Source organism: Variovorax sp. PBL-H6, assembly GCF_901827155.1.
GTDB lineage: Bacteria > Pseudomonadota > Gammaproteobacteria > Burkholderiales > Burkholderiaceae_C > Variovorax.
This window is the reverse complement of sequence record NZ_LR594659.1, coordinates 4,268,562-4,292,056: the sequence shown is the minus strand read 5'-3', so window position 1 is coordinate 4,292,056 and position 23,495 is coordinate 4,268,562. Positions and strand designations below refer to the sequence as shown.

Here is a 23,495-nt window from a genome sequence, read left to right as displayed (position 1 = left end):
GTGAGGTATCAAGCCTGTCTGATGGTTGGAACCCCGGCTTGTGCCAGGAGTGCGTACAGCGGCTGGATATCGTTTCGGTTTCCTCTCGCCGGGCAGTAGGTGAAGACGACTCGCTGCTTGGCGCGCGTGAAGGCCACAAAGAATCCAGCCGTCGATTCCGTCTTCTCCCTCGCATAGCTCCACCAAGCCGCATCGTCCAGGCCGACGAAGACGACAGTGTGGTACTCCAGGCCTTTGCTCTTGTGGATGGTCATCAGGGCTACGGCATCGTGGCCCTCGTAGACGTCGAGTGCGGCCGCCCAGTCGCTTGCCGACGCGGAGCTCGACAGCAGGTGCTGGGCTACGCCGTCTTCGACCTTGGCAAGCCAGTCGCCCTGGGCATAGGCCGGATGCGCCGCCTTCAGCCGGTCCCTCCCGAGGAAGTGGGCCAGCGCGCCGACCAGCGCCGCAGCCTGCTTTTGAGAGGTCGGTGGATCCGGGTAGCGTTGCGCCAGCCGCGAGGCGAAGTCATCGAGCGACTTCGACAAGCGCCGATGGTTGGCGTCAGACGGATCGAAGCCGGCTGGCATCAGGCCCTCCAGCGTACGCAGCGCATCGGCCCAGGCGGCCGCGGCGTTGCGCGTCATCGCCACCCGCAGCAGCAGCATGCAGTCGACCGACAGTTCTTCCGTCAGCAGCTCCTGCAGCTTGAGTGCTCCGGCGCTCGCATCCTCATTCCGCAAGTGCAGGCCGGCTGCCTCAAAATGTGGCGCCAACTCCTGCGCGTAGCCGTCGGCCTTCTGCCGCACCAGCAGCACGAAGTCACGCGGCTGCAAGCCGTGCGCCTTCATCTCGGCGGCCATGTACTTCGCCAAGTGCCGAGCTTCCGCCTTGGGCGAAGGGAAGTCCCACACCGCGCAGCAATCGCCCGACACCGTTCCTGGCGCCTTCGACACCGGTGGCGGCGCGCCCGCGTCCAGAGCCTGGGCGAGGACGTGCTGGATGCGCACGAGGTCGGGCGAGGATCGGTAGTTGTTCAGAAGCGGGATGCGCCTGGCACCGAAGTCACCCTCGAAGGCGTCGAACGGCGCCTCCATCGCCATGGCCCAGCGCATGATCTGCTGCTTGATGTCGCCCACGGCGGTGACGATGGCGTCGGTTCCGAGGAAGAGCGTGTGGATCAGGTCGTACTGCACCTGCGTCGTGTCCTGGAACTCGTCCATGAAGACGTGGGAATAGGTCAGCGCGTGTGCACGGCGCGCCGAATCGTTCACGCGCAGCAGCAACTCAGCCAGTCGTCCGACCATCGGGAAGGTGAGCGTGCTGCGCCTGCCATCGTGGAGCATGTGCTGCCAGAAGGCGTCGGCCGCCCATAGGGCCGGGGAGGGCGACGACCAGCCCGTCTCCGGCAGGCGCTCGGCCACGACGTAGCGGCGCTCGAAGGTGCCGGGCACGATGGCATGAACCTGCGCCGCCGTGCCCACGCGGTCGCGAGACTCGCTGGCGGAGCGCAGGAACTCCCGGAACACATCGACCTTCGGGAACAGGATCTCGTAGTCGGGCGTCGGCCGCCAGCGCGGTGGCAGCGCCTGCCCAAAACGATCGAGTAGGTTCTTGGCGAAGGCGTCGAAGGTCACCGAATCGAGCCGACTGGCATGCTCGCGCTGGCAGCGTTGGGCGACGCGCAGCCCGAGGTTGCGCGCCGCATCGCGCTTGAAGGCGATCGCCAGGATGCGCTGCGGGGATGGGCAGGCGCCGGTCTGCAGCAGAAAGGCGGCACGTTGTGCGAGCAGCTCGGTCTTTCCTGCACCGGGCCCGGCCAGCACCGACCGATGTCCGGTGGAGCGCACGACCTTCAGCGCATTGCTTTCCAGCTGGCTCACAGCCACCGGCGTCCAGGCTTGCGCGTCGACGCGGCGCGGCGGCAGGTTCATAGGGTCTGCGCCGGAAGATGATCCTTGATGTGCTGCAGCACGTTCAGCAAGCACTCGGGCATGTCCTTCTTCAGCGTGGCGGGCGACACGTGGGTCAGCGCGCGCAGGTGGGCCGCGGGCTTGCTGTGGGTGAGGAAGTGGTAGCGGTAGGCGGCCATCTGTTTGGCGAACGGCTCCGCGTCATCGGTGTAGACCTTGACGCCTTCACCACCTGCACCGAGGACGACGGTCGCCGCTTCATCGTTCTTCATCCGCGGGCCACTGCCTTCGATGGTGGCCTTGTATGCCTCTGGGAACGCGTGCAGCATGGCGAGATCTAGATCGAGAGGCCATGAAAAGAAGACGTCGTGTTTCCGAAGATCTCTCAGCCACCCGCTCATGCCCGCCAGGTCCGTCTCCCAGTTGTGCATGTCGTTGAGGTCATCGTCGCTTAGCAGGCCCCCTTCGACCTCTAGCAAGGGGCGCTTTTTCGCGCCGTTCGCCAGCAAGTGCTGGACGGCGTTCTTTACACGGCCGAAGCCACCGCCTTCACGGCCAAGATCCAGGTCAAGCAGCGTGGCGAATGGGATGCCAAGTCCCTTGAGCAGCCGCCAGAAGTGCTGAACGTGCCGGCCGCCCAGCGGCGCGATGGCAACGAACGAGGGATCGAGCAGGAGCCCTTGCGCCTCGGCGAGCTTGGGCAGGACGATCCGCTCCGAGTCGCCTTCGACCAGCAGCACAAAGCGTGCGAAGTACAGCTCGGGATACGCCAGCATCGCGCTGCGCACGAACTTGACAGCTTCGGTGCCGTCTTTCGGCATCGGGATCGCCAGGACCGAGGAAGTAGCGCTGTCGGAGTCGCGGCGGCAGTAGCGCACTCTCTCCGGCGGCACGCGGCTGAGCACCGAAGGGGAGTGGCTCGAAATCAGGGCCTGCCCAGCGCCGCCTTTCACCATGCTGCTGATCTGCTGAATGATGCGCGCGAGGTAGTATGGCGAGAGGTGGTTCTCCGGCTCTTCGATGGCGAACAGCGTGAGTGCGGGAATGCTCAAGGCGTCATCTCGAAACCCTTCGACATCTCCTGCGATCACGTCACGCTCCAGATCAAACACGGCGGCGGCAAGTGCGAAGTAGAAAAGGGATTGCTGGCCGTCGCTCAGTGCCTCCAGCCCCCTGTCTTCGCCGGTAGGACCTTGCTTGAACACGACCCCTATGCGAGCTACGACTTCTTCAAAACGGCGGCTCATGAGGCTCAGCCCCGGCTGCGTGTCGATGTCTCCGTCGTGCAAGTAGCTCCATCGCTTACTCAGGGCTTTGCCGATGGCCTTGATGGCGTCTTCCCCGCCAAAGGCTTCGGTCAGTGTCTTGCTCGCTGCGTCGACGGCATCCTCGGTGTCTTGCGACCACTCGATGGCTTTTAGCAGGCGGGCGGCGAGGGCACCGGTGGTCGCCTTGATCTGCGACTGCGCGTCGCGGTTGGCCGGCGTGTAGTACAGCTGGATGAGGCCGCGCTCGGCCGCCGCGACGCCACTCTTCTGATTCTCCTCGAAATCGTCTTCCAGGCTGTTCACCCAGAACAGTTCCTGGGTGACGGTTCCCTCGGCCGTGCCGTCGTCGTCCCATCGCGCTTCCATACGCAGGCGGCAAGCCGGCACCGCTCCGGGAGCGCTGATGTGGATGCGTCGGAACACTGGGGCGACCGTTGCTGCGGCGGCGGAGCCATCCGCCAGCTCAGGCAGGCGGATTACCACGTCGAGCGATAGCGCCCGGGTGCTCTCGGGCGCCTCTGTTCTCTTTACTCCGCTGGGTGGCGGAACATGAAAGTCGGCGAGCAGGATGGTGCGCTGAGTACGTGTCACGCCGAACAGGCGCATGAGCGCCTGCAGCAACGCGGTCTTGCCCGCTCCGTTCGGGCCGACGATGGTTGTGAGTTCGGCGTCGAGCGCCACTTTCGTCGGCGCGCTCCCGAAGCAGCGGAAGTTCGTCAGTGTCACGCTCTCGACATGCATGCAATATCTCTTCTTATTGGTTGAACGCGCGCTAAGTCTGACATCCTTGCGAAAGAGCAAGGCCGAGGCGTTGTGGCCGTGGCCATTTCGAACAATATCGGAACCGCCATGCCTGCCGAACGCACAAGATTCGCCGGAATCATCAGCGCGCTTCGGGCGCTGGGTGGCTTTGCTGACGATGGAGATCGATCCCGACGAACCGGACCGAACCTTGGGACTGGATGCTTCGAGCTAAGCCGACTGAGCTGTCGGCGGTGCGCGGCCGGCTCGGATTACCGGTAGAACGTGACCTGTACTTTCGCGCCGAAAAACGGGTGAGCGCCTATGCGCGCGAAGCGCGGCTGGTCGGACGCATCGTGACGTAGCAGGTAGAGCAGGGCGCCGCCAGCGGCGCCCTGCAGCGTTCAATCATCGGGGACTTGGTGCAGGGCGGCCAGTTCGCGCTGCACACGCGCGAGCAGCTGGTCCGCGCCTTTGGCGTTGACCCCATAGGTCAGGGCCAGCAGCGTCAGCGGATGCACCTGCATCACTTCGCACAACTCGTCCACCTTGCTGAGCGTTGGGTTCTTCAGACCCCGTTCGAGCGAACTCATGTACGTGCGGCTCGATACGTCGGAGAATGCTTCCTGGCTCAAGCCGCGCGATTTTCGGACGGATCTGAGAGCAGCAGGAAATGAATTCTTCGGAATCATCAATGGACTTGGGACAAGTCCAAGATGACATCGCATAGACACCTATAGGGCTACAATCTATAGGGCTCATTTCTCGGGTTACCCCCGTTGCGCTCCCGTTGGCCCGCTTTATGCTGCCCCCGTGAATCCTTCATGATGCCCCGCCCCAACCCCTATCCGGCGGTCGCCGCGCTTGCGCAGCGACCCGCCTTCCTGCCACCGCTTCCGGGCGGCCGCTCCGCCCGGAGAGGGTGCCGGTGACCACGCTTATCACGGAAGACCAACGCCGCCAGTTGCTGGACAACGGCAAAGCGGCTGCCGGCGGTGTACAAGGCGATCCCTGGCCGGTGGTCAAGCTGTTCACGCCGGATGCACACGCCACCTGGCTGCTGGTGCAGCTCGATCCGCGCGATGAAGACACGGCCTACGGCTTGTGCGACCTTGGAATGGGCATGCCCCGGTTGGACCACGTGCGCCTGTCCGACCTGCAGAGCATCCGCGGTCCGCGCGATCTGCCGGTGCTGCGCGATACGCACTTCGTGCCCCAGCGTCCGCTCTCGGAATATGTGCGTCGCGCCGAGGCCGACGGCTCGATCAACGATTGAAGTCCGCGGCCCGTCGCGGCATGGCTGCCGCCGACTGAGGTCGGGCTCACCCGTATCATGGATGCAGCGGCGCAAGGGCGGCCGCATGCGGCATCGCGTGCCATTTCCCACCTACATACGACATCGAGACAACGACACTGCCGTATTGATGGACCCCTCCTGCGAAGCCGTGGCGGCATCGCCGGACCGCTGCCCGAGGCGCCCCTTTCAAGCAAGGAGGTTTCGTCATGGGCGCAGGCACGCACGAATGGCATCCGTCGGCCGCATATCTCTACGTCCTGACGCTGGACGGACCAGGTCTGGCCTGGGAGTACCTGCGGCGCAATCCGGACTACCGAGCCGACTATGGGTTGCTCATGGACGGCAGCGATGACGAAGCCGACCATGCGGCCCGCTGGGGCCTGCGCCTGCTCGAAGACCCAGCGCGCGATGCGCGCCACGCGCAGCCTGCTTGGCTGCCCGACCCTGATGGCCTGCCGCAGCTCCATCCGGACGCGGCGGCGGTGGCGGATGCGCCGGTCTTCGCGCTATGGCGTATGCCGGGACGCAAGCAACTCGCACATGACGGCAAGCGCCTGCTGCTGACCGCGTACCGCCCGGAGGGCGCGTTGCGCGCGGCATTCTCACCCGCGCTCGAGCATGGCACGGCCTACGCCTACGGCTTGATGGCCGGGGCGCGGCTGCGCGAGCGCTGGCGCGCGGCGACCGACACGATGGAGCGCCTCAACGGCTACTACGGTCGCGACGCCGCGTTGCCGGGCGCCCATGCACACGCGCATGGCCGGCCCGACCGCATTGCGCTGCTGCACATGCGCAGCTTGCAGACGCTCGACGGCCTGGGGGCTGGCGCCACACAGCGAGAGATCGCCCAGGCGTTGTTTGGCGCAGAGGCGGTGGCAGAGCGGTGGCACGACCTGGGCGAGATGCGCGCCCAAGTGCGCCGGCTCGCGCGCCGCGGCCGGGCACTCGTGGACGGCGGCTACCGGCGCCTGCTCCAGACTGAATCTCCCAGGGACGGACGTTCCGGCTGACCCCTGAACGTCCGTCCTCAGGACGCCTGGCTTTCCTGAGACTGCTTCCATCCGGCGGCGATTCGCCCGTCGGCGACCAGCACCGACGGAGGCGACTTTCATGAGACACACTGCGCTGCGGCCACAAGCCGCACCTTCATCGACGCCCCAGCCGGTGTCGACCCACCCGACCACGGCGACAACCTCAGCGCAGTCGCGCTACCTCACCAACGACGAGGCGGCCGCCTTCCTGCGGCTGTCGCCGCGCACGCTAGAGAAGCAGCGCGTGATCGGCGGGGGGCCACGCTTCCGCAAGTTCGGCCGGCGCGTCATGTACGCGCTGTCCGATCTCGAAGCCTGGGCCGACGCCCGCAGCTTCGAGGCCACTTGCGACCCGGAGTACGTCGAGCTGCGCACCGAACGCCTCTCTCTGCGCCGCGACGGCGGGCGTTGACCATCATGGACACCGCAGCCGATGACTTCCCCGCGCAACCCGCAGCGCGAGCAACTCGAACTGTTCCATGCCTTGCCGGGCGAGATGCCCGCGCGCGACGTGCAGGACCTGATGGCCTATCCGTTCTTCTCGCTCGCCAAGAGCCGGCGCTCGGTTCCGATCGACTTCCGCGCGGGGCCGCTGACGGTACGTGTGGAGGGCACGGCCGAGCACGGCATCGCGACGATCTGGGATGCCGATATCCTGATCTGGGCCGCCAGCCAGATCGTCGAGGCCCGCGACGCAGGCCTGCGCAGCTCGCGACTGATGGCCGCGACGCCGCACGAGATCCTGCGTTTCGTGGGCCGCGGCACGTCAGTGCGCGACTACCAGCGCCTGAAGGCCGCGCTCGACCGCCTGCAGTCCACCAGCGTGGCCACCTCCATCCGCCAGCCCAACGCGCGGCGGCTGCACCGCTTCTCGTGGATCAACGAGTGGAAGGAGCGCGCGGACGGGCAGGGCAGGCCGCTTGGCATCGAGCTGATCCTGCCGGATTGGTTCTACGCCGCCGTTCTGGAGGACTGCCTGGTGCTGACCATCGACGCGAACTACTTCCGTCTGTCGGGCGGCATCGAGCGGTGGCTGTACCGTCTGGTGCGCAAGCACGCGGGCTGGCAACCGGAGGGCTGGCGCTTCGACTTTGTCCACCTGCACCGCAAGTCGGGCAGCCTGGCTCGCTTCGCGGACTTTGCCTGCGACGTGCGGCGCATCGTCGCGCGCCAGCCGCTGCCGGGCTACGCGCTCGCCATCCTGCGCTCGCGCCGCGGCCCGGAAGTGCTGGCCTTCCGTCCCGTGCCGTCCACGGCACCGCTGCGTCCCGGCGGCAGCTTCGGCAACGGTGCATGGCCTGTGGACAGTCGGTGAACGGGCTCGTGCTATCAGGCGTACGCGCACTCGTGCTATCGGGCGCAGCGCGCTCGTGCTATCAGGCGTGCCGATGGTCGAGAAATCCTTGTGCGACAACTGCTTGCACGTCCCCTAACGTATCTAACGTATTCAATAGAAACCTAACGATAGTAGGAGGCCGCGCGCGGTGGAAAAGGCGCGGCGAAGCACGGCACGCAGCCGGCACGCACCGCGCGAAGGACGCCGCAAGGCTCACGAGGAAGAAGGCACAAGACAGGTCTGCCAATATGCTTGCGAGGAGCGCGCCGTGATCATCGCGCTGCTTAACCAAAAGGGCGGGGTCGGCAAGACGACGCTCGCCACGCATCTGGCTGGCGAAATGGCCCTGCTTGGCAAGAACGTCCTGCTGCTCGATGCCGATCCCCAGGGCTCGGCACTGGACTGGACGCAGCGGCGAAGCCAGAGCGGCCTGCCGCGCCTGTTCGGCGCCGTCGGCCTGGCGCGTGAGACGCTGCACCAGGAAGCGCCAGAACTCGCGCGCCGCGCCGATCACGTCGTCATCGACGGACCGCCTCGCATCGCGGCGCTTGCGCGCTCCGCGCTGCTTGCCGCCGACCTTGTTCTGATCCCAGTGCAGCCCAGCCCCTATGACGTCTGGGCCAGCGCTGAGATGGTGGCCTTGATCCGCGAAGCGCAGGTGTTCCGGCCGGCGCTGCGCGCGGCCTTCGTCATCAACCGGCGCGTCAGCACCACCGTGATCGGTCGTGAAGCGCGCGGCGCGCTGGCCGATCAGCCGCTGCCCGCGCTGTCGTCTGAGGTGCGCCAGCGCATCGCGTTCGCCGACAGCGTGACCGCTGGTCGACTCGTGCGCGAGCTGGACGACGACGGTCTGGCCGCGCGCGAGATCGCCGCGCTGGCCGCCGAAGTGCTGCGGGGTGGTCCGCCATGAAGAACGGAAAGCGTGTGCCGCGCGTACCCATTGGCGCCCGCCCGCCTGCCAATCCGCAGACCGAAGCCTGGGTGCGCGGCGGCGACGGCAACGACTTGGCAGCGCTCGCCCGCGGCGAGGTCTACACCGCGCGGCTGACGCTGGACGTAACGCCGGCGCTGCGCGGGCGCATCAAGGTCGCGGCGTTCACGGGTGGCATCACGGTGGCGGACATGCTGCGCGCGCTGCTGGAGCGCGAATTTCCGGAGCAACGCCCATGACCATCTCATCTGGGAGCCTTCGAACGCCTGCGACAGTACCGGCGGTCGTGCCATCGGACGTGTCTTCGAACACGTCGATGCCTCGGCAGCCGCACCTGTCGGCGGCGCCGCGCAAGAGCGCGGGCGACACGCCGCTCACGCGCGTCTCGCTCGCTTACGTCGAGCACCGGGTCAACCTGTACCTGCGCTTCGGCGAGCCGCTGCGCGAGCTGCGCCTGGACCGCTGGCGGCGATGTGCGAGCTTCGCGCCCGGCGCGGTCTTCTGCCGCGTGCGCCGGGAGTCCAACGACTACGGCACGACGCGCTGGCAGCTCATGGTGCTGCAGGCTTGCGCACCGGGCGAGAGCATGCAGCGCATCGCCGGCGTTCGCCCCGGCGCGCAGCTGCTGCTGCGCGCCGAAGGGGAAACCGCGGTGCAGGCCGTACTGCGGCGGATCGACGCGATCGAAGCGCTCGCCATCGACCCAACCCAGGCTGCGCCCGCGTACTGGCGCACGCTCGGCAATCGCCTCGCTGCAAGCCAACCGCTGCCGGCCTATGGCGCCGAGCGGCATGCAGCCTGGCTGCGCGGGGAGGGCTTGCGATGAGGACTTCGGCGCATCGCCTTCTGCTAGCGCTGTGCGCGACCTTCGGCATTGCGGCGCTCGCCGCACCCGCGTTGCAGGCTCCGGCTGCGCGCTGGGTCTACAACCCGAGTGACAGCGTGCCGCGCGGCTGGTATCGCATCGACCCGGTGGGAACGACGGCCGATGCGCTGCAAGTTGGCGACATCGTGCTGGCCCGCCTGCCGGTCGAGGTAGCCGCGCTCGCGGCGCAGCGCGGCTACCTGCCCGAGCGCATTCCGCTGCTCAAGCAGATCGGCGCGATGGCGCCGCAACGGGTGTGCGTCGCGCAGCGCACCGTCTACGTCGACGACTTGCCGATGGCGCTCGCGCGCGAGGTCGATGGCCTGGGCCGTGGCCTACCGCAGTGGTCGCACTGCCGCACGCTGCGCGCCGGCGAGCTGTTCCTGCTCAGCGTGACGAATCCGGCGTCGTTCGACAGCCGGTATTTCGGTCCCATCCACGCGGCGGCCGTGATCGGCCGCGCGCAGCCGATGTGGACCTCGGGCGCGCCATGACTGCCGCGATCGGTGCATCGGCGCTGCCGATCCATGTGCAGGCGGCATGCACGCGCGTTGCCGCGCCGCTCGCGGCCGGCGCGCCCCGTCCGTGCAGGCGATCGACACCCGACCGTCGGGGCCGGTCGTGCCAGCGATCGCCAGCATTCGGGAGACGGGCGGAGGGCAAGATAGAAGGGGACGGCACGCACGGGTGCCTCGGGCCTTGTCTGCACGTGGGTTGGCGCGGCACGGCCTTCGGCCGACCGCGTGCCGCAAGCGGCTGGAAGTGCGCGCCGGTGCTCGTGTTCTCACGTGCCGTCTGCGCTGGCTTGCGCCTCGCTGCGCTGGAGCGTGCGCCTTGACGTCGCGCGACGACGACCGCTTCCGCGTCCGGCCGGGGCCGCCGAAATCATCAAGAGCAGGCCAGTCGCGCGGCGGCCAACGCTTTGTCAGTCGCGTGTTGCGCGAGGCTAGCAAGGGCGGAGCCAAAGCTTCCTCGCAGGCCGCGCGACCCGGCGGGCGCAGCGTCGCCAGGCTCGGGCGCGGCCACGTCGCGGCGCAGACGGCTGGCCGGCGGTTGGGACCCGGCGCGCGCCGCGTCGTCATCAAGGCCCGCTACGTGGTGCTCAGGCAGGCAGGCGGGCGCTCGGTAGAAACGCATCTGCGCTACATCGAGCGAGAGGGCGTGGACCGCGATGGGGGCAGGGGCCACGCTTATGGTCCCACTACGGACCACGCGGACCTAGCCGATTTCGAGGAGCGCGGGCGTGGCGACCGGCATCAGTTCCGCTTGATCGTCTCGCCCGGTGACGCACAGCAGCTTGAAGACTTGCGTGGCTTCACGCGCCACCTGATGACGCGCATGGAAGGTGACCTGGGCACCTCACTCGACTGGGTGGCCGTTGATCACTGGAACACCGACAACCCGCACACCCACATCGTGCTGCGCGGCCGCGACCAGACGGGCCACGACCTCATCATCGCGCGCGATTACATTTCACACGGCATGCGCCAGCGCGCCTGCGAACTGGCGACCGAATGGCTTGGGCCGCGCACGGAGCGCGAGATCCGCGAGGGACTGCTGCGCGACGTGGAACAGGAACGCTGGACAAGCCTTGACCGCAGCCTGCAGCAGCTGGCGCAACGGTCGTTTGGCGGCGTGGTGGAATTGACGGCAAACGTCGACGCGGCGCGCCTGCCGCGCACGCTGCTGATTGGCCGGTTGCAGCGGCTGACCGAGATGGGGTTGGCACAGCCGGATGGCATCAATCGCTGGCGGCTGCGGCCCGACGTCGAGCCGACGCTGCGCGCGATGGGCGAACGCGGCGACATCGTGCGTACCATGCAGCGCGCGCTTGGGGCGCGGCAGCGCGAACTTGCGGTGTTCACGCCGAGCAAGAGCGCACAGCCAGTGGTTGGCCGGGTGGTCGGCAAGGGTCTGGCCGACGAATCGCAGGAGCGAGGTTACTTGGTGCTCGACGGCATCGACGGCCGCGCGTACTACGTCGCGCTGCCGGCAGGAACCGAACTCGAACAGTACCCCGCCGGTGCCGTGGTGGAAGCGCGCGGCCCCGCCGGAGAGCGTGGGATGGACAAGACCATCGCCGGGCTCGCGGAGGGTGGCCTGTACCGCACTCACCATCACTTGTCCGTGCTGCGAGGTCGGCCCGGGCGCGGCGGCGATCCACAGGAGACTGTGGCCGCGCACGTGCGCCGGCTCGAAGCGTTTCGCCGAGCCGGCTTGGTCGAGCGCGTTCTCGATGGCGTCTGGCGCGTACCGGCAGACCTCTCCGAGCGGGTGCGCCAACATGACGTGCAGCGCTTCGCCGGCGGCAGCGTGACGCTGCATTCGCACCTGCCGATCGAGCGGCAAGCGCGTGTCATCGGCGCGACCTGGCTCGATCGACAGTTGCTCGGCGGAGCGGCCAGCGTCGCCGACAAGGGCTTCGGCGGCGAACTGCGCAAGGCACTGAGCCAGCGCAGCAACTTTCTCGTCGAGCAGGGATTTGCCGAGCGGCGGGGCGCTCGGGTGGTACTCGCGCGCAACCTGCTGCGCACGCTGCGACAGCTCGACCTTGATGCGGTCGCGCGCGACATCGCTGGCGAAACAGGATTGCCGTACCGGCCAGCGGTGGACGGCGAGCGCGTATCCGGCGTCTATCGCCGCAATGTGCTGCTAGCCAGCGGGCGGTTCGCCATACTCGACGACGGCCTGGCCTTCACACTTGTGCCGTGGAAGCCTCTGATCGAGCAGCATCGTGGGCGATGGGTAGCGGCGATCGCCCGTGGCTCCAATGTGACTTGGGAATTTGGGCGACGTCCAAGTCTGGACATATGAACGCTCGCATCATGGATATGTAGCTCACCCATGGTCAATACCGGCCCATTGCGCGAGATGGCCAGTGCAATCAACTGGCGTTTCTCGCGGCCGCCTGAACGGCGAGGTCGTGGCCGATGCGACTGCGGAAGGCGCGCTCATGCGGACAGCAGCGCGCCCACGCGCGGCGTGGTGGTGAGCGCCAACACATTGCTGGCGCGCAGCGCGAAGGCCTTGAGCGTCGTCGAGTTCGGTACCTCGTTCGCATCTCCACCGTGCGCCTGGCGGCGGCCCTGCGCGACAACGGCGGCGGCCATCTGATCAGCAGCGAGTTCGAGCCATCAAAAGTGGCATATGCGCTGGGTGCGTCCGTCGGGGTCATGGTGAACAGCCAGTAGTTCATCGGCATCGCCGTCACCACCATCTTCATACCGCTTTTGGCGCTGGCGGCTGTCGCCGGCGTGCGCCCCGTGGCACCTTCAGCAACGCATCGCACGCCGTTCTAAAAGGTGCTGGGCGCTGTGTTGTGGCCGGGTGTTGGCTTGGCGCTGTCTAGCGTGGGCCTTGGCTTGATCAGAGCTTTCATCGCACTGCTGACTGCCGTCAAGCACTGGGGCAACGCCTCGCTGGCATTCACGGCGTTAGGCATGGCCTTCATCGTGGCGCGCATCTTCTTTGGACATCTGCCGGACAAGATCGGCGGGGCGAAGATGGCACTCGTGAGCGTCGCCATCGAAGTCGTAGGGCGATTGTTGATCTGGGGCGCGGACCATCATCCATAGCGTACCTCGGAGCGGCACTGACAGGTCTTGGCTACGCGCTGGCTTTTCGTGGCTTCGGGGTCGAAGCTGTGCGGCGCGCCCCGCCGCAGACGCGCAGCCTTGCCACGGGCGCCTATGTGGCATCTCTGGACATTGCGCTGGGCATCACCAGTCCGCTGGCCGGAGCGTTGGCCGGCGTCACAGGGACCGCTTCTGCCTACCTGGCAGGGGCCATTGCCGTGGCGCTCTCGCTGATTGTCGCCTTCAGGCTGCTTCCTAAAGGGCCATCGAAAGGTGCAGCGTGATTGAGTTCTTATGGTCGAAGCGCACACGTGTTGAAGTGCACGTGGTTGCCGTCCAGAGGTTGGCGCCTCAGATGCAATCCATCAAGTTGGGCCGGGCCTGCGCGACGCAGTTCCTGAAGACCGATGGGGCCCATGCACCTGCGGAGTGGGTGACGGTCATTCTGCCCACGGGAGATGCGCGCGCCTTCACCATCCGTGACATCAATCGCGATTCAGGAGCCCTCGTTCTGGAGTTGGCCGCGCTGCAGCCAACAGTTCATTAGGGTTTGATCTTGAGCCCACTTGCACAAAGTGGAGCGAATCAATCATCCTTCCTCGCCGCTGATCTCCAGCGTCCGTCATGGGTGGCTGATAAAGGATCACGTCGAACGTTTAGCCAGCACCGCCGACTGATCCATACAGATTCCCAAAGATCCCCGTGTTGACGGCCTTCGGCTTACTGTGCTTAGATGAATCAACAAATGAATTAACGATTCGTACAGCGAATTAAGGAGACCCTTGCCGATGAGATTTCCCTCTGGTGAACCCGTGATAGGCAATTCACTTTCCTTGCATCGGTTCTTCGCGCCACGGAGTGTGGCATTCGTAGGAGCAACAGAAGATGCGTCGAAGTTCGGTGGCAAGTGCTTCGCGAACCTGTTGAATTTCGGCTTTGGCGGTCGCGTCATGCCGATCAATCCCAAGCGTGATCGTCTGTTCAACCGTCCTTGCTTTGCTTCGGTCGACAAGCTGCCTGAGGTGCCAGACCATGTTGGCATAGCGCTTTCCGGGAGTGCGGCGCTGGATGTCCTTGAGCAATGCGGTCGGCTAGGAATTCCCTTCGCGACGGTGTTCTCTGCCGGTTTTTCGGAGACGGCGACCCCGGAAGGCGAGCGCGAGCAAGCGCGACTGCAGCAAATCTGTCGCGACACCGGAATCCGCGTGATGGGACCTAATTGCAATGGGGTCATCAGTTTCGTAGACCGATTCGCGTTGTCCTCGACCTTTGCAATAAGCGGTGGTCATAGTCCGCATGGCGACATTGCGATCGCCAGCCAGAGCGGAGGTGCTGGACAGATCAACGTCATGTGGCGTGCGATGCAAAGCGGACTCGGCATCAGCTACCAGGTCAGCAGCGGCAACGACGCGGATCTGGACCTGTTGGACTACATCGACTTCATGGTGGAAAGCGAAAGCACCAAGGTTGTCTTGGTGGTTGCTGAACGTATCTCGAGCGGCGAACGTCTGCGCAAGCTGGCCCTGAAGGCAGCGGCGCTGGACAAGCCCATCGTCATGCTCAAGGTGGGGCGAAGCGCGGCGGGAAGCGCGGCGGCCGCATCACATACTGGTTCCATCACCGGAGCGGACGAAATTGCAGATGCGGCGTTGGAGCAGTGGGGCATCTTGCGGGTGCACGATACCGAGGATCTCTGTGAGTTTGCACGGTTGCTGCGGAGAAAGAACCGCCCGCGCGGCCGCAACGTTGCGGCGGCATCCGTTTCTGGGGGTAGCTTGGTCATCGCAGTGGACACTGCCAACGACTACGGATTGGAGTGGCCACCGCTGAGCGACGCTTGTGGCACGCGTCTGCAACAGCAATTACCCAATTTCGGTAAGACAAGCAACCCCCTGGATCTTACCGCCGCAGCAGTTGGACGCGACGACGCGCTTGTGGTTGTCGGTCAGGTCATCTTGGAGGAAGAGCACATCGACACGTTTGTGCCGGTCGTCACGATGACCAAGCGAGTCGAGTTCGATGCGTTGACGGAGATGGCCACCACCGGCGCCAAGCCGACGGTTGTGCTCTGGACGGGCAGCTGTGTTGATGATTCGAGCCTCCGGTTGTCCGACCTCGTGCGCCAGGGGGTGCCGGTGTTCGACGATACCCGCCGCTGTTTTCGTGCCATTGCCGCGAGCGCATGGCTGGCGACCGCGCGAGAGAAATTGCTAGCTGGCGCGCAGGACGTTGCAGCCCCAGTGCGAAGCCTCGATCCCTCCGTGCTCAGCCTTTTGCGGGCCGGCGCATTGACCGAGCGTGAGTCCAAGGCGCTTGTCGCAACTTATGGCGTGGCGGTGACGGTCGAGGCGCTGGCCACTACAGCAGATGCTGCAGCAGACGTCGCGATGCGCATCGGTGCAACAGTTGCTTTGAAGATCGAGTCGCCCGACATCCTTCACAAGACCGAGGCTGGTGCCATCCGCCTGGGCCTTGCCAGCCCAGATGCTGTTCGGGCGGGGTTCGCTGAAGTGATGGACGCTGCCAAACGCTACGCGCCACAGGCAGACATCCGGGGCGTGCTGGTGCAGGAGATGGTGCCGCCCGGGATCGAATTGCTGCTCGGACTGGTCCATGACCCAGTGTTTGGATCGGTCGTGACCGTCGGGCACGGCGGCATTTATGTGGAAGTCATGAACGACGTCGCACGGCGTGTTGCGCCTGTGGACGTAGCGACTGCGCACGACATGCTGCAGTCGTTGCGAATCTGGCCGATCCTTGCAGGAACGCGCGGGCAGGCCGGCTACGACGCCGAAGCGGTTGTAGGAGCCATCGTCGCCCTGTCGCGACTGGGCGTCGACTACGGACCGACTATCCGGGAGATCGACATCAACCCACTGGTGGTTCAGCACAAGGGGCAGGGCGTCCGAGCCGTAGACGCGTTGGTGATTGGCTGTCGTCCTCGTTAGCCAAAACCACATCGGCCAATCCAAGGAGATAAAAATGCGAAACACTTTCAACATCCGGCGCGCGATGCTGGGCGCCTTTGGCGCGGCCTTGCTTCCGGGCGCCTTCGCTCAATCCACGAGCACCTATCCGGATCGCGTCATCAAGTTGGTCAATCCCTGGACGCCGGGAGGTCCCGGCGAAATCGTCGGACGGCCCATCGCGGACATCCTTGCTAAGGCTTGGGGACAACCCGTCATCCTGGATCACCGCCCCGGCGCAAACGCCGTTATTGGCAGCGCCTTCGTCGCCAAAGCCCCGCCTGATGGCTACACATTGTTGCTCGGCCAGACCGGACCAAACACCATCTCCCCAACGATCGGCAAGGGCACGCCGTACGACCCCGTCAAGGATTTCACACCCATCACCCAAATCACGTCGGCAGCGCTGGTCCTGGCGGTGCGGGCGGATCTGCCCATTCATTCCGTCGCCGACCTGATTGCCTACGGCAAGGCACAACCGGGCGCTCTGACCTTCGGGTCCGTAGGCAATGGCAGCACCACGCATCTGGCGGGCGAGATGCTTAAAGCCGCCGGTGGCTTTCAGATGACCCACGTCCCCTACAAGGGCGCAGGCCAGGTGCTGACCGACCTCATGGGTGGCCAGATCAGCATGACTTTCTTGAACATTGCCGGCATCGTGCCTCACGTTGCTGCCGGCCGCATCCGCCCCATCGCCGTCACGACGCTCAAGCGTTCACCGCAGATGCCCAGCGTCCCAGCCATCGCTGAAACGCTGCCGGGCGTGGAAATGGTGTCGTGGTATGCGCTGCTCGCGCCCGGAGGGACTGCGCCTGCCATCGTGGACAAGATATATCGCACTGTTGTCGAGGGCTTGCGCCATCCGGATGTTGCGTCGGTGTACCGCGCAGCCGGTCAAGACTTGGAGCTGAGCACGCCGGCACAGTTCGCGCAGCGCATCAAAAGCGAACTTGGCAAGTTCGCCAAGCTCGTCAAGGACAACAACATCACCACCGACTGAGTGCCAATCCCGCAACTACCGAAGAGCCGTCTCAATGCAAATGGAAATCAACCCCGACCTCGCCGAAGTCCGCAGCGCGCTACGCAAGTTCACCCAGGAGCAGCTCGAGCCGCTGGCGCTGGAGATTGACCGCATCGGCGAAGTCCCTGCCGAGGCCTGGTCGCTGATGCGCGATGCAGGCTACCTGGGCATGCAGCTACCTCAGAACTACGGTGGAGGCGGCTTCGACATGAGTACCTATTGCCTTGCTCTAGAAGAGTTCAGCCGATCAAGCCGAGTCTTTACCATGCTGCTGGACTACACCAGCGGGCTGGCGCCGCTGGCTATTGCGCGCAGCGGCACTGCAGAGCAGCAGGACCGTTATCTTCCGAAGCTGGCGCGCGGCGAGTGGCGCGCCGCCTTCGGATTGACCGAGCCGGGTGCCGGTTCGGATTCAGCCGCGATCTCCACCACGGCGAAGAAGACCGAGAACGGATGGGTCATCAACGGCAGCAAACATTACATCAGCGGGGGCAACAGCGCCGAGTTGATTCTGGTGATCGCCCTCACTGACAAACAGAAACGCGCACGTGGCGGCATCAGCGCCTTTCTGGTCGAGAAAGGTACACCGGGCTTCACCGTCACCCGTACAGACACCACGATCGGCTCGGACGCGATCAAGCTTGGCGAGCTGACATTCGACGACTGTCATGTTCCGGACTCCGCGCTTCTAGGTGAGCCCGGAGACGGCTTCAAGATCGCAATGGGATCTCTAACCAGCGGTCGACTGGGTGTCGCCTGCTCATGCATTGGTGCCGCAGATCGAATGCTTGAAATGGCAGTGCAGCATGCGAAAGACAGGCAGACCTTCGGTAAGCCTCTGGCCGAGCGCCAAGCCATCCAGTGGATGCTCGCCGACTCTGCCACAGAGCTCAAGCTGGCGCGCGCGCTGGTGTACCAAACCTTGCGCAGCGTGGAAGCCGGGGAGGACATCGGTACAGCCGCAAGCATGTGCAAGCTCTACTGCTCAGAAATGGTGGGCCGCATCGCGGACAGGTCCGTGCAGATCCACGGAGGAATGGCATTGATGCGCGGTTTCAACCTCGAACGGTTCTACCGTGACGTACGCCACTATCGCATCGGTGAAGGCACTTCGGAAGTCCACCGCATGCTGATTTCCCGCGACCTGCTGAAGTAGATGTCAGAAAAGGAGACAAGACATGAAAAAGTTACTGCTCGTGCTCGCCCTTGCTGCAATGGCATCCGCCGCTGCTGCCCAGATACCCGCTGCGGAATGGCCGAAGAAGGTTGTAAAGATCGTCGTCGGATATGCCCCCGGAGGACCGAATGACATCATTGCACGGGCCCTTGGCCAGAAAGTATCGGCGGCACTGGGCCAGCCCGTCATTGTCGAGAACCGCCCGGGCGCAAGCGGCACGATCGCCAGCGACTACGTGGCCAGATCGCCGGCGGATGGGTACACGTTAATCATGAATGCGACCACGCATTCCATGGCCAACGCGCTTTACGAAAAGCTGCCCTTCGACGCCGACCGCGACTTCACGCCCATCACCCTGGTCGGCGAAAGCACCTTGGTGTTGGTCGTGCGGCAGGACCAACCGGAAAAGACTCTCGCGGAATTGCTGAACACAGCTCGATCGCAGCCGGGCAAGCTTTCCTTCGCTTCCACGGGAGCCGGTTCCAGCCCACATCTGGCCGGAGAGATGCTGCGGCAGCTGGGGAAGGTGGATCTGACGCATGTCCCCTACAAGGGCTCCGCTCCCGCGATGAACGACCTGCTGGGTGGGCAGGTGACAATGATGTTCGAGCCGCTGCCTTCCGCATTGCCGCATATCAGGGCGGGTCAGCTGCGGCCGGTCGGAGTGACGTCTGGCAAACGCATCCGGGAGCTGCCAGATGTGCCGACGATGACCGAGGCCGGCGTCCCTGGTTTCGACATCACGGTCTGGTGGGGGCTGTTCGGGCCGGCACGCATGCCGCCGGCAGTCGTTCAAAAGATCGGTATGACAGTCAATACCGCGCTATCGGCACCTGATATCCGCGAGAGGTTTGACACCTTGGGCATAACGCCGGTAGGCACGACTTCGACGGAATTCCGCAGTGTTCTGCTCAAGGACATCGCCAAGTACGGCAAGGTGATACGCGAGGGTGGGATCCATGCCAACTGAACGTTCCACAGTGCGCATGGCGTACGCAGACACCCCCGACGGGCAGGTTCACTATGCCGAGGCAGGGGAGGGATTCCCCTTGCTGCTCTTAAGCGCGACGCCGCGCACACATCGCTGCTACCTCCGGCTGATGGCTCTCCTGGCGCCTTACTGCCGACCGATTGCCGTCGACATGCCGGGCTTCGGCAACTCCCACGACCTACCGCAGCCTTTGAAGATCGAGCGAATCGCGCGCTGCATGTCGAATTTCCTGGACGCGCTGGACATCGGGCAAACGGATGTGTTCGGGCTGCATACCGGCAACAAGCTCGCAGCCGCGCTCGCCGCCGACTATCCGCAGCGAATCCGGCGTCTTGTATTAGCCGGCCAGTCGCACAGCATCATTCCGGAAGTGGAGGAGCGCAACAAGGCGATCCAACCGTGGTTCGACAAATACAAGAACCACTATCTCGCTTCAAGCGATGGTAGCAATCTGGTGCGCGACTGGTTGAACGCCCAGATCAACGCTTCCGAAATCTGGTGGCCCAAAGCAATGCTGCACTCGGCAGTGGTAAGCCCTAACGACGTTGAGAACGCCGAAGCTCGGATCATCGACTTTGTACAGGGATGGCGCAGTTGTGTGCCCGTCTACGAGGCGGTCATGGCCTACGACCTCGCGGCTGCCTATGGACGCATCAAAGTTCCCACAATGATTCTTGAGCTCCTGACTGCCCAGGAGAAACACATTGGGGGGCAGGCGTCTCGCATCTGCTCGCTGATCGCTGGTGCCGTAGTGGCGCAACTGACTGAGAGCGACGGTCTGGCTCTCGAAATGCGACCGCAGGAGTTTGCGGCCGCCATCCTCCCCTTCCTTTACCCTGCCGCAGGAAAGTGACCGCTATGACGATCTCAACCGAAAGGCGCGGCGACGTGCTTGTGGTCACTATGACGGACCATGAGCGGCGGAATGCGCTGTCCGTGCAACTCGTTGCCGACACCATCAAGGCCATCCAAGAAAGCCGTGTCGAAGGCGTGCGGGCGATTGTGCTGATGTCTGCATCGACAGTATTCAGTGCCGGCGCCGATCTCGCCGCAATGAACAAGGAAAGCTCTAACAACAGAACCGCACCTCCAGGTAGCCCTTTCGAGCTGTTCGAGGCACTGACGAAGGAGACCCGGCCCGTCATCGCTGCCGTCAACGGCGGCGCTTACGGCGGAGGCTTCGAACTCACGCTTTGCTGCGATGCGATCGTGGCATCCAGCAAGGCATTTTTCGTACTGCCAGAGTTGGGCCACGGGGTTCTTCCCAACACTGCGCTCGCGCGGTTGCCTGCGCTCATCGGCGTCGCGCGTGCAAAAGCTTTGGCCTTCACACGGCGCAAGCTTTCGGCGAACGAGGCTCAGCAGATGGGATTGGTCCACGTGGTGATTGAGCCAGAGGGCCTGGAAGATGCGGCGGTCGCTTTGGCTGACAGCATCGTCGCGAGCGCGCCCCCCACCGGCATCGCGGCCGCCAAGGCGGAGTTCGAACGTTGGATTGGTGTCGATTGGACTTGGGCCCGATCGGGCCGCAGCCGTTCGAATCCAGAGGAGCGCAAGGAAGGTACAACCGCGTTTCTGGAAAAGAGGGCGCCGGACTACGAGCGCTTCTGGCGTGCTCAGTAGCACCGCGCCGCGCCAATCCCGCGTGCGCGCCACCTACATGCGCGGCGGGACGAGCAAAGGGACGTTCTTCCTTGCGGAAGATCTTCCGGAGATCGTGCGCAGCGATCCGGCGGCGCGCGACAGATTCTTTCAGCGCGTCGTCGGAAGTCCAGATGCATACGGCAAACAGATCGATGGAATGGGAGGAGCCACTTCCAGCACCAGCAAGATTGTTGTCATCGCCCGCAGCCAACGGCCGAACTGCGATGTGGACTACACCTTCGGGCAGGTCCCGATCAACGGTGACCATGTCGACTGGAGTGGGAACTGCGGCAACCTGACCGGTGCCGTGGGCCCGTTCGCCATCCACCGAGGGCTGATCGACGTTCAATCGGACGGTCTGTCGGTCGTGCGGATCTGGCAAACCAATCTCCGCAAGCTGATTGTCGCGCGCGTGCCCGTTGAAGCTGGAGAGGTCGTGGAACTGGGCCAGTTTCGGCTCGATGGTGTCACCTTTCCCGCTGCGGAAGTGCAGCTGGACTTCGTTGATCCAGGCAGCGGATCGGACGACGGAGCGGCCTCTTTGTTCCCAACGGGCAATGTGGTCGATGAACTCGACGTTCCCGGCATCGGACGCATGGATGCTACCTACATCAGCGCCGGTAACCCCACGATATTCGTGGATGCGAGCAGCCTTGGCCTGCTCGGCACCGAGCTTCAGGCTGACGTTAACGGCGACGTGGCGCTTCTGAGTCGGCTTGAAGCCATTCGCGCGCACGGCGCCGTCGCCATGGGCATTGCACCGAACGTGCATGCAGCGTCCGCACGGCATCAGCATGTGCCCAAGCTCGCTTTCGTCGCCACACCGCAAGACTACACGGCATCAAACGGCTCTCGGGTGCTATGGACGGATGTTCAGTTGCTCGCGCGAATCCTGTCGATGGGTGTTCTTCACCATGCGATGACCGGAACGGGTGCGGTGGCACTGGCTGCGGCGCTCTCAGTGCCCGGTACCGTCCCGCAGCGGCTCGGAATCAAGACGATGCCCGTCCACTTCGGTCATCCCTCGGGCAAGGCCCGGGTCGGTGCGGAGACGGTTCGGACAGCGAGTGGATGGCACGTCAGGAGTGTGTCGCTCAGTCGTTCGGCAAGGCGTCTCATGGACGGCCACATCTTCGTCCCTTCAGACTTCACCTGAGGATCATTTGATGAGTATCAACGCGGCGGACCAACTGGGTCCTGAAGCCTTTTATCGACAGCGCCTTGCGGAAGGCGTCTTCCAAATCCAGCGCTGTCAGGCATGCGGCAAACATTTTTTCTATCCGCGCGTGCTGTGCCGCCACTGCGGAAGTGACGCGGTAGAGTGGGTAAGCCCCAGCGGCTGTGCCACGGTCTACTCCACTACTGTGGTGCGTCGCAAACCAGAGGACGGAGGCAGCCACAATGTCGCCGTCGTGGAACTGAACGAAGGCCCGCGAATGATGACCCGCGTGGAAGGCATCGCGCCGGAGAGCGTGCGCATCGGATCTCGCGTGTCGGCCCGGGTCGCCCGCGAAGGGGCTGGCACCGTGCTCGTCTTCGACGCGCGCGCGGAGGGCGCATGACAAGTCCCCTGCGCGGCGCGGCCGCCATTGCAGGTATTGGCGTCGCTGGCCTGGGGGAGGCCCCAGGATACAGCGCCTTGGACCTGCTTGGCCGGGCCGCACACGCGGCGATCGCGGACGCCGGTTTGCGAATGACTGATGTTGACGGCCTCTTCTGCAACACATCAGCCCACTCGCACCCGGCGCTGTCCGTGGGCGAGTACCTGGGACTCAAGCCATCCTATTCGGAAAGCTCCAGTATCGGCGGCTCGGCGTTTCTCGGATACGCGCTGACCGCAGCGATGGCGTTGCAGGCAGGCCTATGCAACGTCGCACTCATTTGCTATGGCAGCAACCAACGAACGGCGCTGGGCAAGCTGCAGGCCAAGGGCGGTTCGCAGGACTACGAGGCACCGTACCGGCCGATCCATCCAATCACCAGCTTCGCGCTTGCTACCGCGCGGCATATGCATGAGTTCGGAACGACTCGCGATCAATTAGCTGCCGTGGCAGTTTCGGCGCGAAAGTGGGCGGCCCTCAACCCCGAAGCATTCATGCGCAAGCCGATGTCAATCGATGAAGTGCTGTCCGCGCGGATGATCAGCGATCCGCTCACCGTACGGGACTGCTGCCTCGTGACGGACGGTGCCGGTGCAGTCGTCATGGTGCGAGCCGATCGTGCAAAGGATATGCCCCAAAAGCCCGCGTATCTGCTTGGAGGCGGTATGGCGCATTGGCATATGCAGATCGATCAACTTGAAGACTTCACGCGCACTGCGGCTACTCAATCTGGCCCTGCGGCCTTCACCATGGCAGGACTGAAGCCGCAGGATGTGGACGTACTACAGATCTACGATGCGTTCACAATCAACGTGATTCTGGCATTGGAGGATCTGGGCTTCTGCCCCAAGGGCGAGGGCGGGCGTTTCGTAGAGGATGGCCGCATTGCGCCAGGCGGGACGCTGCCGGTCAATACGAACGGTGGAGGGCTGTCGTGCTGCCATCCGGGGCAGTACGGCATCTTCACTCTCATCGAAGGCACCCGTCAGCTACGCGGGACTGCCGGTGAACGGCAAATCCCGGGTGCGCAGGTGGTTCTTTGTCATGGCAATGGCGGACGGCTGGCAAGTCAGACGACTGCCCTGCTCGGCGCTTCAGTCTGAAGAGGCGATGGCGGCAATTCACGTGCACGACGGAGCTGACCATGGCATGCACGGCA

At 64.6% G+C, this 23,495-nt stretch carries 23 protein-coding genes and 2 pseudogenes; 22 read left to right on the top strand and 3 right to left on the bottom strand.

Features of this window, described 5'->3' with window-relative positions:
• Positions 1–8: 8 nt before the first annotated feature.
• A complete protein-coding gene (locus G3W89_RS20295) occupies positions 9–1,913 on the bottom strand; it encodes a UvrD-helicase domain-containing protein (protein ID WP_162575871.1) in 1,905 nt (634 codons plus the stop codon).
• Positions 1,910–3,901, bottom strand: coding sequence for an ATP-dependent nuclease (locus G3W89_RS20290; RefSeq protein ID WP_162575870.1), 1,992 nt, complete (start codon positions 3,899–3,901; stop codon positions 1,910–1,912). Before G3W89_RS20290 ends, G3W89_RS20295 begins: the two co-directional genes overlap by 4 nt.
• Before the next feature lie 172 nt (positions 3,902–4,073).
• Here G3W89_RS20290 and G3W89_RS33720 point away from each other — a divergent pair.
• Positions 4,074–4,266 (top strand): annotated as a pseudogene (locus G3W89_RS33720) (DUF2958 domain-containing protein); the annotation flags it as partial.
• A 39-nt stretch (positions 4,267–4,305) separates the two neighbouring features.
• On the opposite strand, the gene G3W89_RS20280 reads toward G3W89_RS33720, so the two are convergent.
• A complete protein-coding gene (locus G3W89_RS20280) occupies positions 4,306–4,593 on the bottom strand; it encodes a helix-turn-helix domain-containing protein (protein ID WP_162575869.1) in 288 nt (95 codons plus the stop codon).
• A gap of 236 nt (positions 4,594–4,829) precedes the next feature.
• On the opposite strand from G3W89_RS20280, the gene G3W89_RS20275 reads away from it, so the two are divergent.
• From G3W89_RS20275 to G3W89_RS20175, 21 genes and pseudogenes are all read left to right on the top strand, one after another.
• Complete coding sequence (locus G3W89_RS20275; protein WP_162575868.1) at positions 4,830–5,177, top strand: DUF2958 domain-containing protein; 348 nt, start codon at positions 4,830–4,832, stop codon at positions 5,175–5,177.
• A 227-nt stretch (positions 5,178–5,404) separates the two neighbouring features.
• Entirely contained in the window at positions 5,405–6,208 is an 804-nt protein-coding gene (locus G3W89_RS20270; RefSeq protein ID WP_162575867.1) for a DNA -binding domain-containing protein, read from the top strand.
• 100 nt (positions 6,209–6,308) lie between these two features.
• Positions 6,309–6,641 carry a helix-turn-helix transcriptional regulator gene (locus G3W89_RS20265; protein ID WP_162575866.1) on the top strand — a complete coding sequence of 111 codons (333 nt, stop codon included), beginning with the start codon at positions 6,309–6,311 and terminating at the stop codon, positions 6,639–6,641.
• Positions 6,642–6,662: 21 nt separating this feature from the next.
• A complete protein-coding gene (locus tag G3W89_RS20260) occupies positions 6,663–7,544 on the top strand; it encodes a replication initiator protein A (protein ID WP_162575865.1) in 882 nt (293 codons plus the stop codon).
• A 289-nt stretch (positions 7,545–7,833) separates the two neighbouring features.
• Positions 7,834–8,475, top strand: coding sequence for a ParA family partition ATPase (gene parA, locus G3W89_RS20255; protein WP_162575864.1), 642 nt, complete (start codon positions 7,834–7,836; stop codon positions 8,473–8,475).
• Complete coding sequence (locus G3W89_RS20250) at positions 8,472–8,735, top strand: chromosome partitioning protein ParB (RefSeq protein WP_162575863.1); 264 nt, start codon at positions 8,472–8,474, stop codon at positions 8,733–8,735. The genes parA and G3W89_RS20250 overlap by 4 nt, the downstream gene beginning before the upstream one ends.
• Positions 8,736–8,812: 77 nt before the next feature.
• Positions 8,813–9,322, top strand: a complete 510-nt coding sequence (locus tag G3W89_RS20245) for a DUF2840 domain-containing protein (RefSeq protein ID WP_162577563.1) — start codon at positions 8,813–8,815, stop codon at positions 9,320–9,322.
• Positions 9,319–9,855 (top strand): S26 family signal peptidase, encoded by a 537-nt coding sequence (locus tag G3W89_RS20240; protein ID WP_162575862.1) that lies wholly within the window; start codon positions 9,319–9,321, stop codon positions 9,853–9,855. The genes G3W89_RS20245 and G3W89_RS20240 overlap by 4 nt, the downstream gene beginning before the upstream one ends.
• 340 nt (positions 9,856–10,195) lie before the next feature.
• On the top strand, positions 10,196–12,175 hold the full coding sequence (locus G3W89_RS20235) for a relaxase/mobilization nuclease and DUF3363 domain-containing protein (protein ID WP_162575861.1): 1,980 nt from the start codon (positions 10,196–10,198) through the stop codon (positions 12,173–12,175).
• A 189-nt stretch (positions 12,176–12,364) separates the two neighbouring features.
• Positions 12,365–12,513: pseudogene (locus G3W89_RS33365) on the top strand (O-methyltransferase); the annotation flags it as partial.
• Positions 12,514–12,723: 210 nt separating this feature from the next.
• Positions 12,724–12,936, top strand: coding sequence for a hypothetical protein (locus tag G3W89_RS33590; protein ID WP_197893571.1), 213 nt, complete (start codon positions 12,724–12,726; stop codon positions 12,934–12,936).
• Between the two features lie 355 nt (positions 12,937–13,291).
• Positions 13,292–13,483 (top strand): hypothetical protein, encoded by a 192-nt coding sequence (locus tag G3W89_RS20220; RefSeq protein WP_162575860.1) that lies wholly within the window; start codon positions 13,292–13,294, stop codon positions 13,481–13,483.
• A 241-nt stretch (positions 13,484–13,724) separates the two neighbouring features.
• Positions 13,725–15,884: an acetate--CoA ligase family protein gene (locus G3W89_RS20215; protein WP_162575859.1), complete on the top strand. Its 2,160-nt coding sequence runs from the start codon at positions 13,725–13,727 to the stop codon at positions 15,882–15,884.
• Positions 15,885–15,918: 34 nt separating this feature from the next.
• Positions 15,919–16,902: a Bug family tripartite tricarboxylate transporter substrate binding protein gene (locus G3W89_RS20210; protein WP_162575858.1), complete on the top strand. Its 984-nt coding sequence runs from the start codon at positions 15,919–15,921 to the stop codon at positions 16,900–16,902.
• Positions 16,903–16,936: 34 nt separating this feature from the next.
• Positions 16,937–18,079 (top strand): acyl-CoA dehydrogenase family protein, encoded by a 1,143-nt coding sequence (locus G3W89_RS20205; RefSeq protein WP_162575857.1) that lies wholly within the window; start codon positions 16,937–16,939, stop codon positions 18,077–18,079.
• A 22-nt stretch (positions 18,080–18,101) separates the two neighbouring features.
• A complete protein-coding gene (locus G3W89_RS20200) occupies positions 18,102–19,070 on the top strand; it encodes a tripartite tricarboxylate transporter substrate binding protein (protein ID WP_162575856.1) in 969 nt (322 codons plus the stop codon).
• A complete protein-coding gene (locus G3W89_RS20195; RefSeq protein WP_162575855.1) occupies positions 19,060–19,944 on the top strand; it encodes an alpha/beta fold hydrolase in 885 nt (294 codons plus the stop codon). The genes G3W89_RS20200 and G3W89_RS20195 overlap by 11 nt, the downstream gene beginning before the upstream one ends.
• A gap of 5 nt (positions 19,945–19,949) precedes the next feature.
• A complete protein-coding gene (locus tag G3W89_RS20190; RefSeq protein ID WP_162575854.1) occupies positions 19,950–20,714 on the top strand; it encodes an enoyl-CoA hydratase/isomerase family protein in 765 nt (254 codons plus the stop codon).
• Positions 20,704–21,891, top strand: a complete 1,188-nt coding sequence (gene prpF / locus G3W89_RS20185; RefSeq protein WP_269474981.1) for a 2-methylaconitate cis-trans isomerase PrpF — start codon at positions 20,704–20,706, stop codon at positions 21,889–21,891. The genes G3W89_RS20190 and prpF overlap by 11 nt, the downstream gene beginning before the upstream one ends.
• Positions 21,892–21,901: 10 nt before the next feature.
• On the top strand, positions 21,902–22,297 hold the full coding sequence (locus G3W89_RS20180; RefSeq protein WP_162575853.1) for a Zn-ribbon domain-containing OB-fold protein: 396 nt from the start codon (positions 21,902–21,904) through the stop codon (positions 22,295–22,297).
• Positions 22,294–23,439: an acetyl-CoA acetyltransferase gene (locus tag G3W89_RS20175; RefSeq protein ID WP_162575852.1), complete on the top strand. Its 1,146-nt coding sequence runs from the start codon at positions 22,294–22,296 to the stop codon at positions 23,437–23,439. Before G3W89_RS20180 ends, G3W89_RS20175 begins: the two co-directional genes overlap by 4 nt.
• Positions 23,440–23,495: the final 56 nt, after the last annotated feature.

Coding starts and splice junctions, on each gene's coding strand:
- G3W89_RS20295 (WP_162575871.1), bottom strand. CDS start 1,913: ATGAACCTGCCGCCGCGCCGCGTCGACGCGCAAGCCTGGACGCCGGTG.
- G3W89_RS20220 (WP_162575860.1), top strand. CDS start 13,292: ATGCAATCCATCAAGTTGGGCCGGGCCTGCGCGACGCAGTTCCTGAAG.
- G3W89_RS20245 (WP_162577563.1), top strand. CDS start 8,813: ATGCCTCGGCAGCCGCACCTGTCGGCGGCGCCGCGCAAGAGCGCGGGC.
- G3W89_RS20180 (WP_162575853.1), top strand. CDS start 21,902: ATGAGTATCAACGCGGCGGACCAACTGGGTCCTGAAGCCTTTTATCGA.
- G3W89_RS20270 (WP_162575867.1), top strand. CDS start 5,405: ATGGGCGCAGGCACGCACGAATGGCATCCGTCGGCCGCATATCTCTAC.
- G3W89_RS20175 (WP_162575852.1), top strand. CDS start 22,294: ATGACAAGTCCCCTGCGCGGCGCGGCCGCCATTGCAGGTATTGGCGTC.
- G3W89_RS20290 (WP_162575870.1), bottom strand. CDS start 3,901: ATGCATGTCGAGAGCGTGACACTGACGAACTTCCGCTGCTTCGGGAGC.
- G3W89_RS20190 (WP_162575854.1), top strand. CDS start 19,950: ATGACGATCTCAACCGAAAGGCGCGGCGACGTGCTTGTGGTCACTATG.
- G3W89_RS20250 (WP_162575863.1), top strand. CDS start 8,472: ATGAAGAACGGAAAGCGTGTGCCGCGCGTACCCATTGGCGCCCGCCCG.
- G3W89_RS20210 (WP_162575858.1), top strand. CDS start 15,919: ATGCGAAACACTTTCAACATCCGGCGCGCGATGCTGGGCGCCTTTGGC.
- G3W89_RS20265 (WP_162575866.1), top strand. CDS start 6,309: ATGAGACACACTGCGCTGCGGCCACAAGCCGCACCTTCATCGACGCCC.
- G3W89_RS20200 (WP_162575856.1), top strand. CDS start 18,102: ATGAAAAAGTTACTGCTCGTGCTCGCCCTTGCTGCAATGGCATCCGCC.
- G3W89_RS20195 (WP_162575855.1), top strand. CDS start 19,060: ATGCCAACTGAACGTTCCACAGTGCGCATGGCGTACGCAGACACCCCC.
- G3W89_RS20215 (WP_162575859.1), top strand. CDS start 13,725: ATGAGATTTCCCTCTGGTGAACCCGTGATAGGCAATTCACTTTCCTTG.
- G3W89_RS20260 (WP_162575865.1), top strand. CDS start 6,663: ATGACTTCCCCGCGCAACCCGCAGCGCGAGCAACTCGAACTGTTCCAT.
- G3W89_RS20205 (WP_162575857.1), top strand. CDS start 16,937: ATGCAAATGGAAATCAACCCCGACCTCGCCGAAGTCCGCAGCGCGCTA.
- G3W89_RS20280 (WP_162575869.1), bottom strand. CDS start 4,593: ATGATTCCGAAGAATTCATTTCCTGCTGCTCTCAGATCCGTCCGAAAA.
- G3W89_RS20240 (WP_162575862.1), top strand. CDS start 9,319: ATGAGGACTTCGGCGCATCGCCTTCTGCTAGCGCTGTGCGCGACCTTC.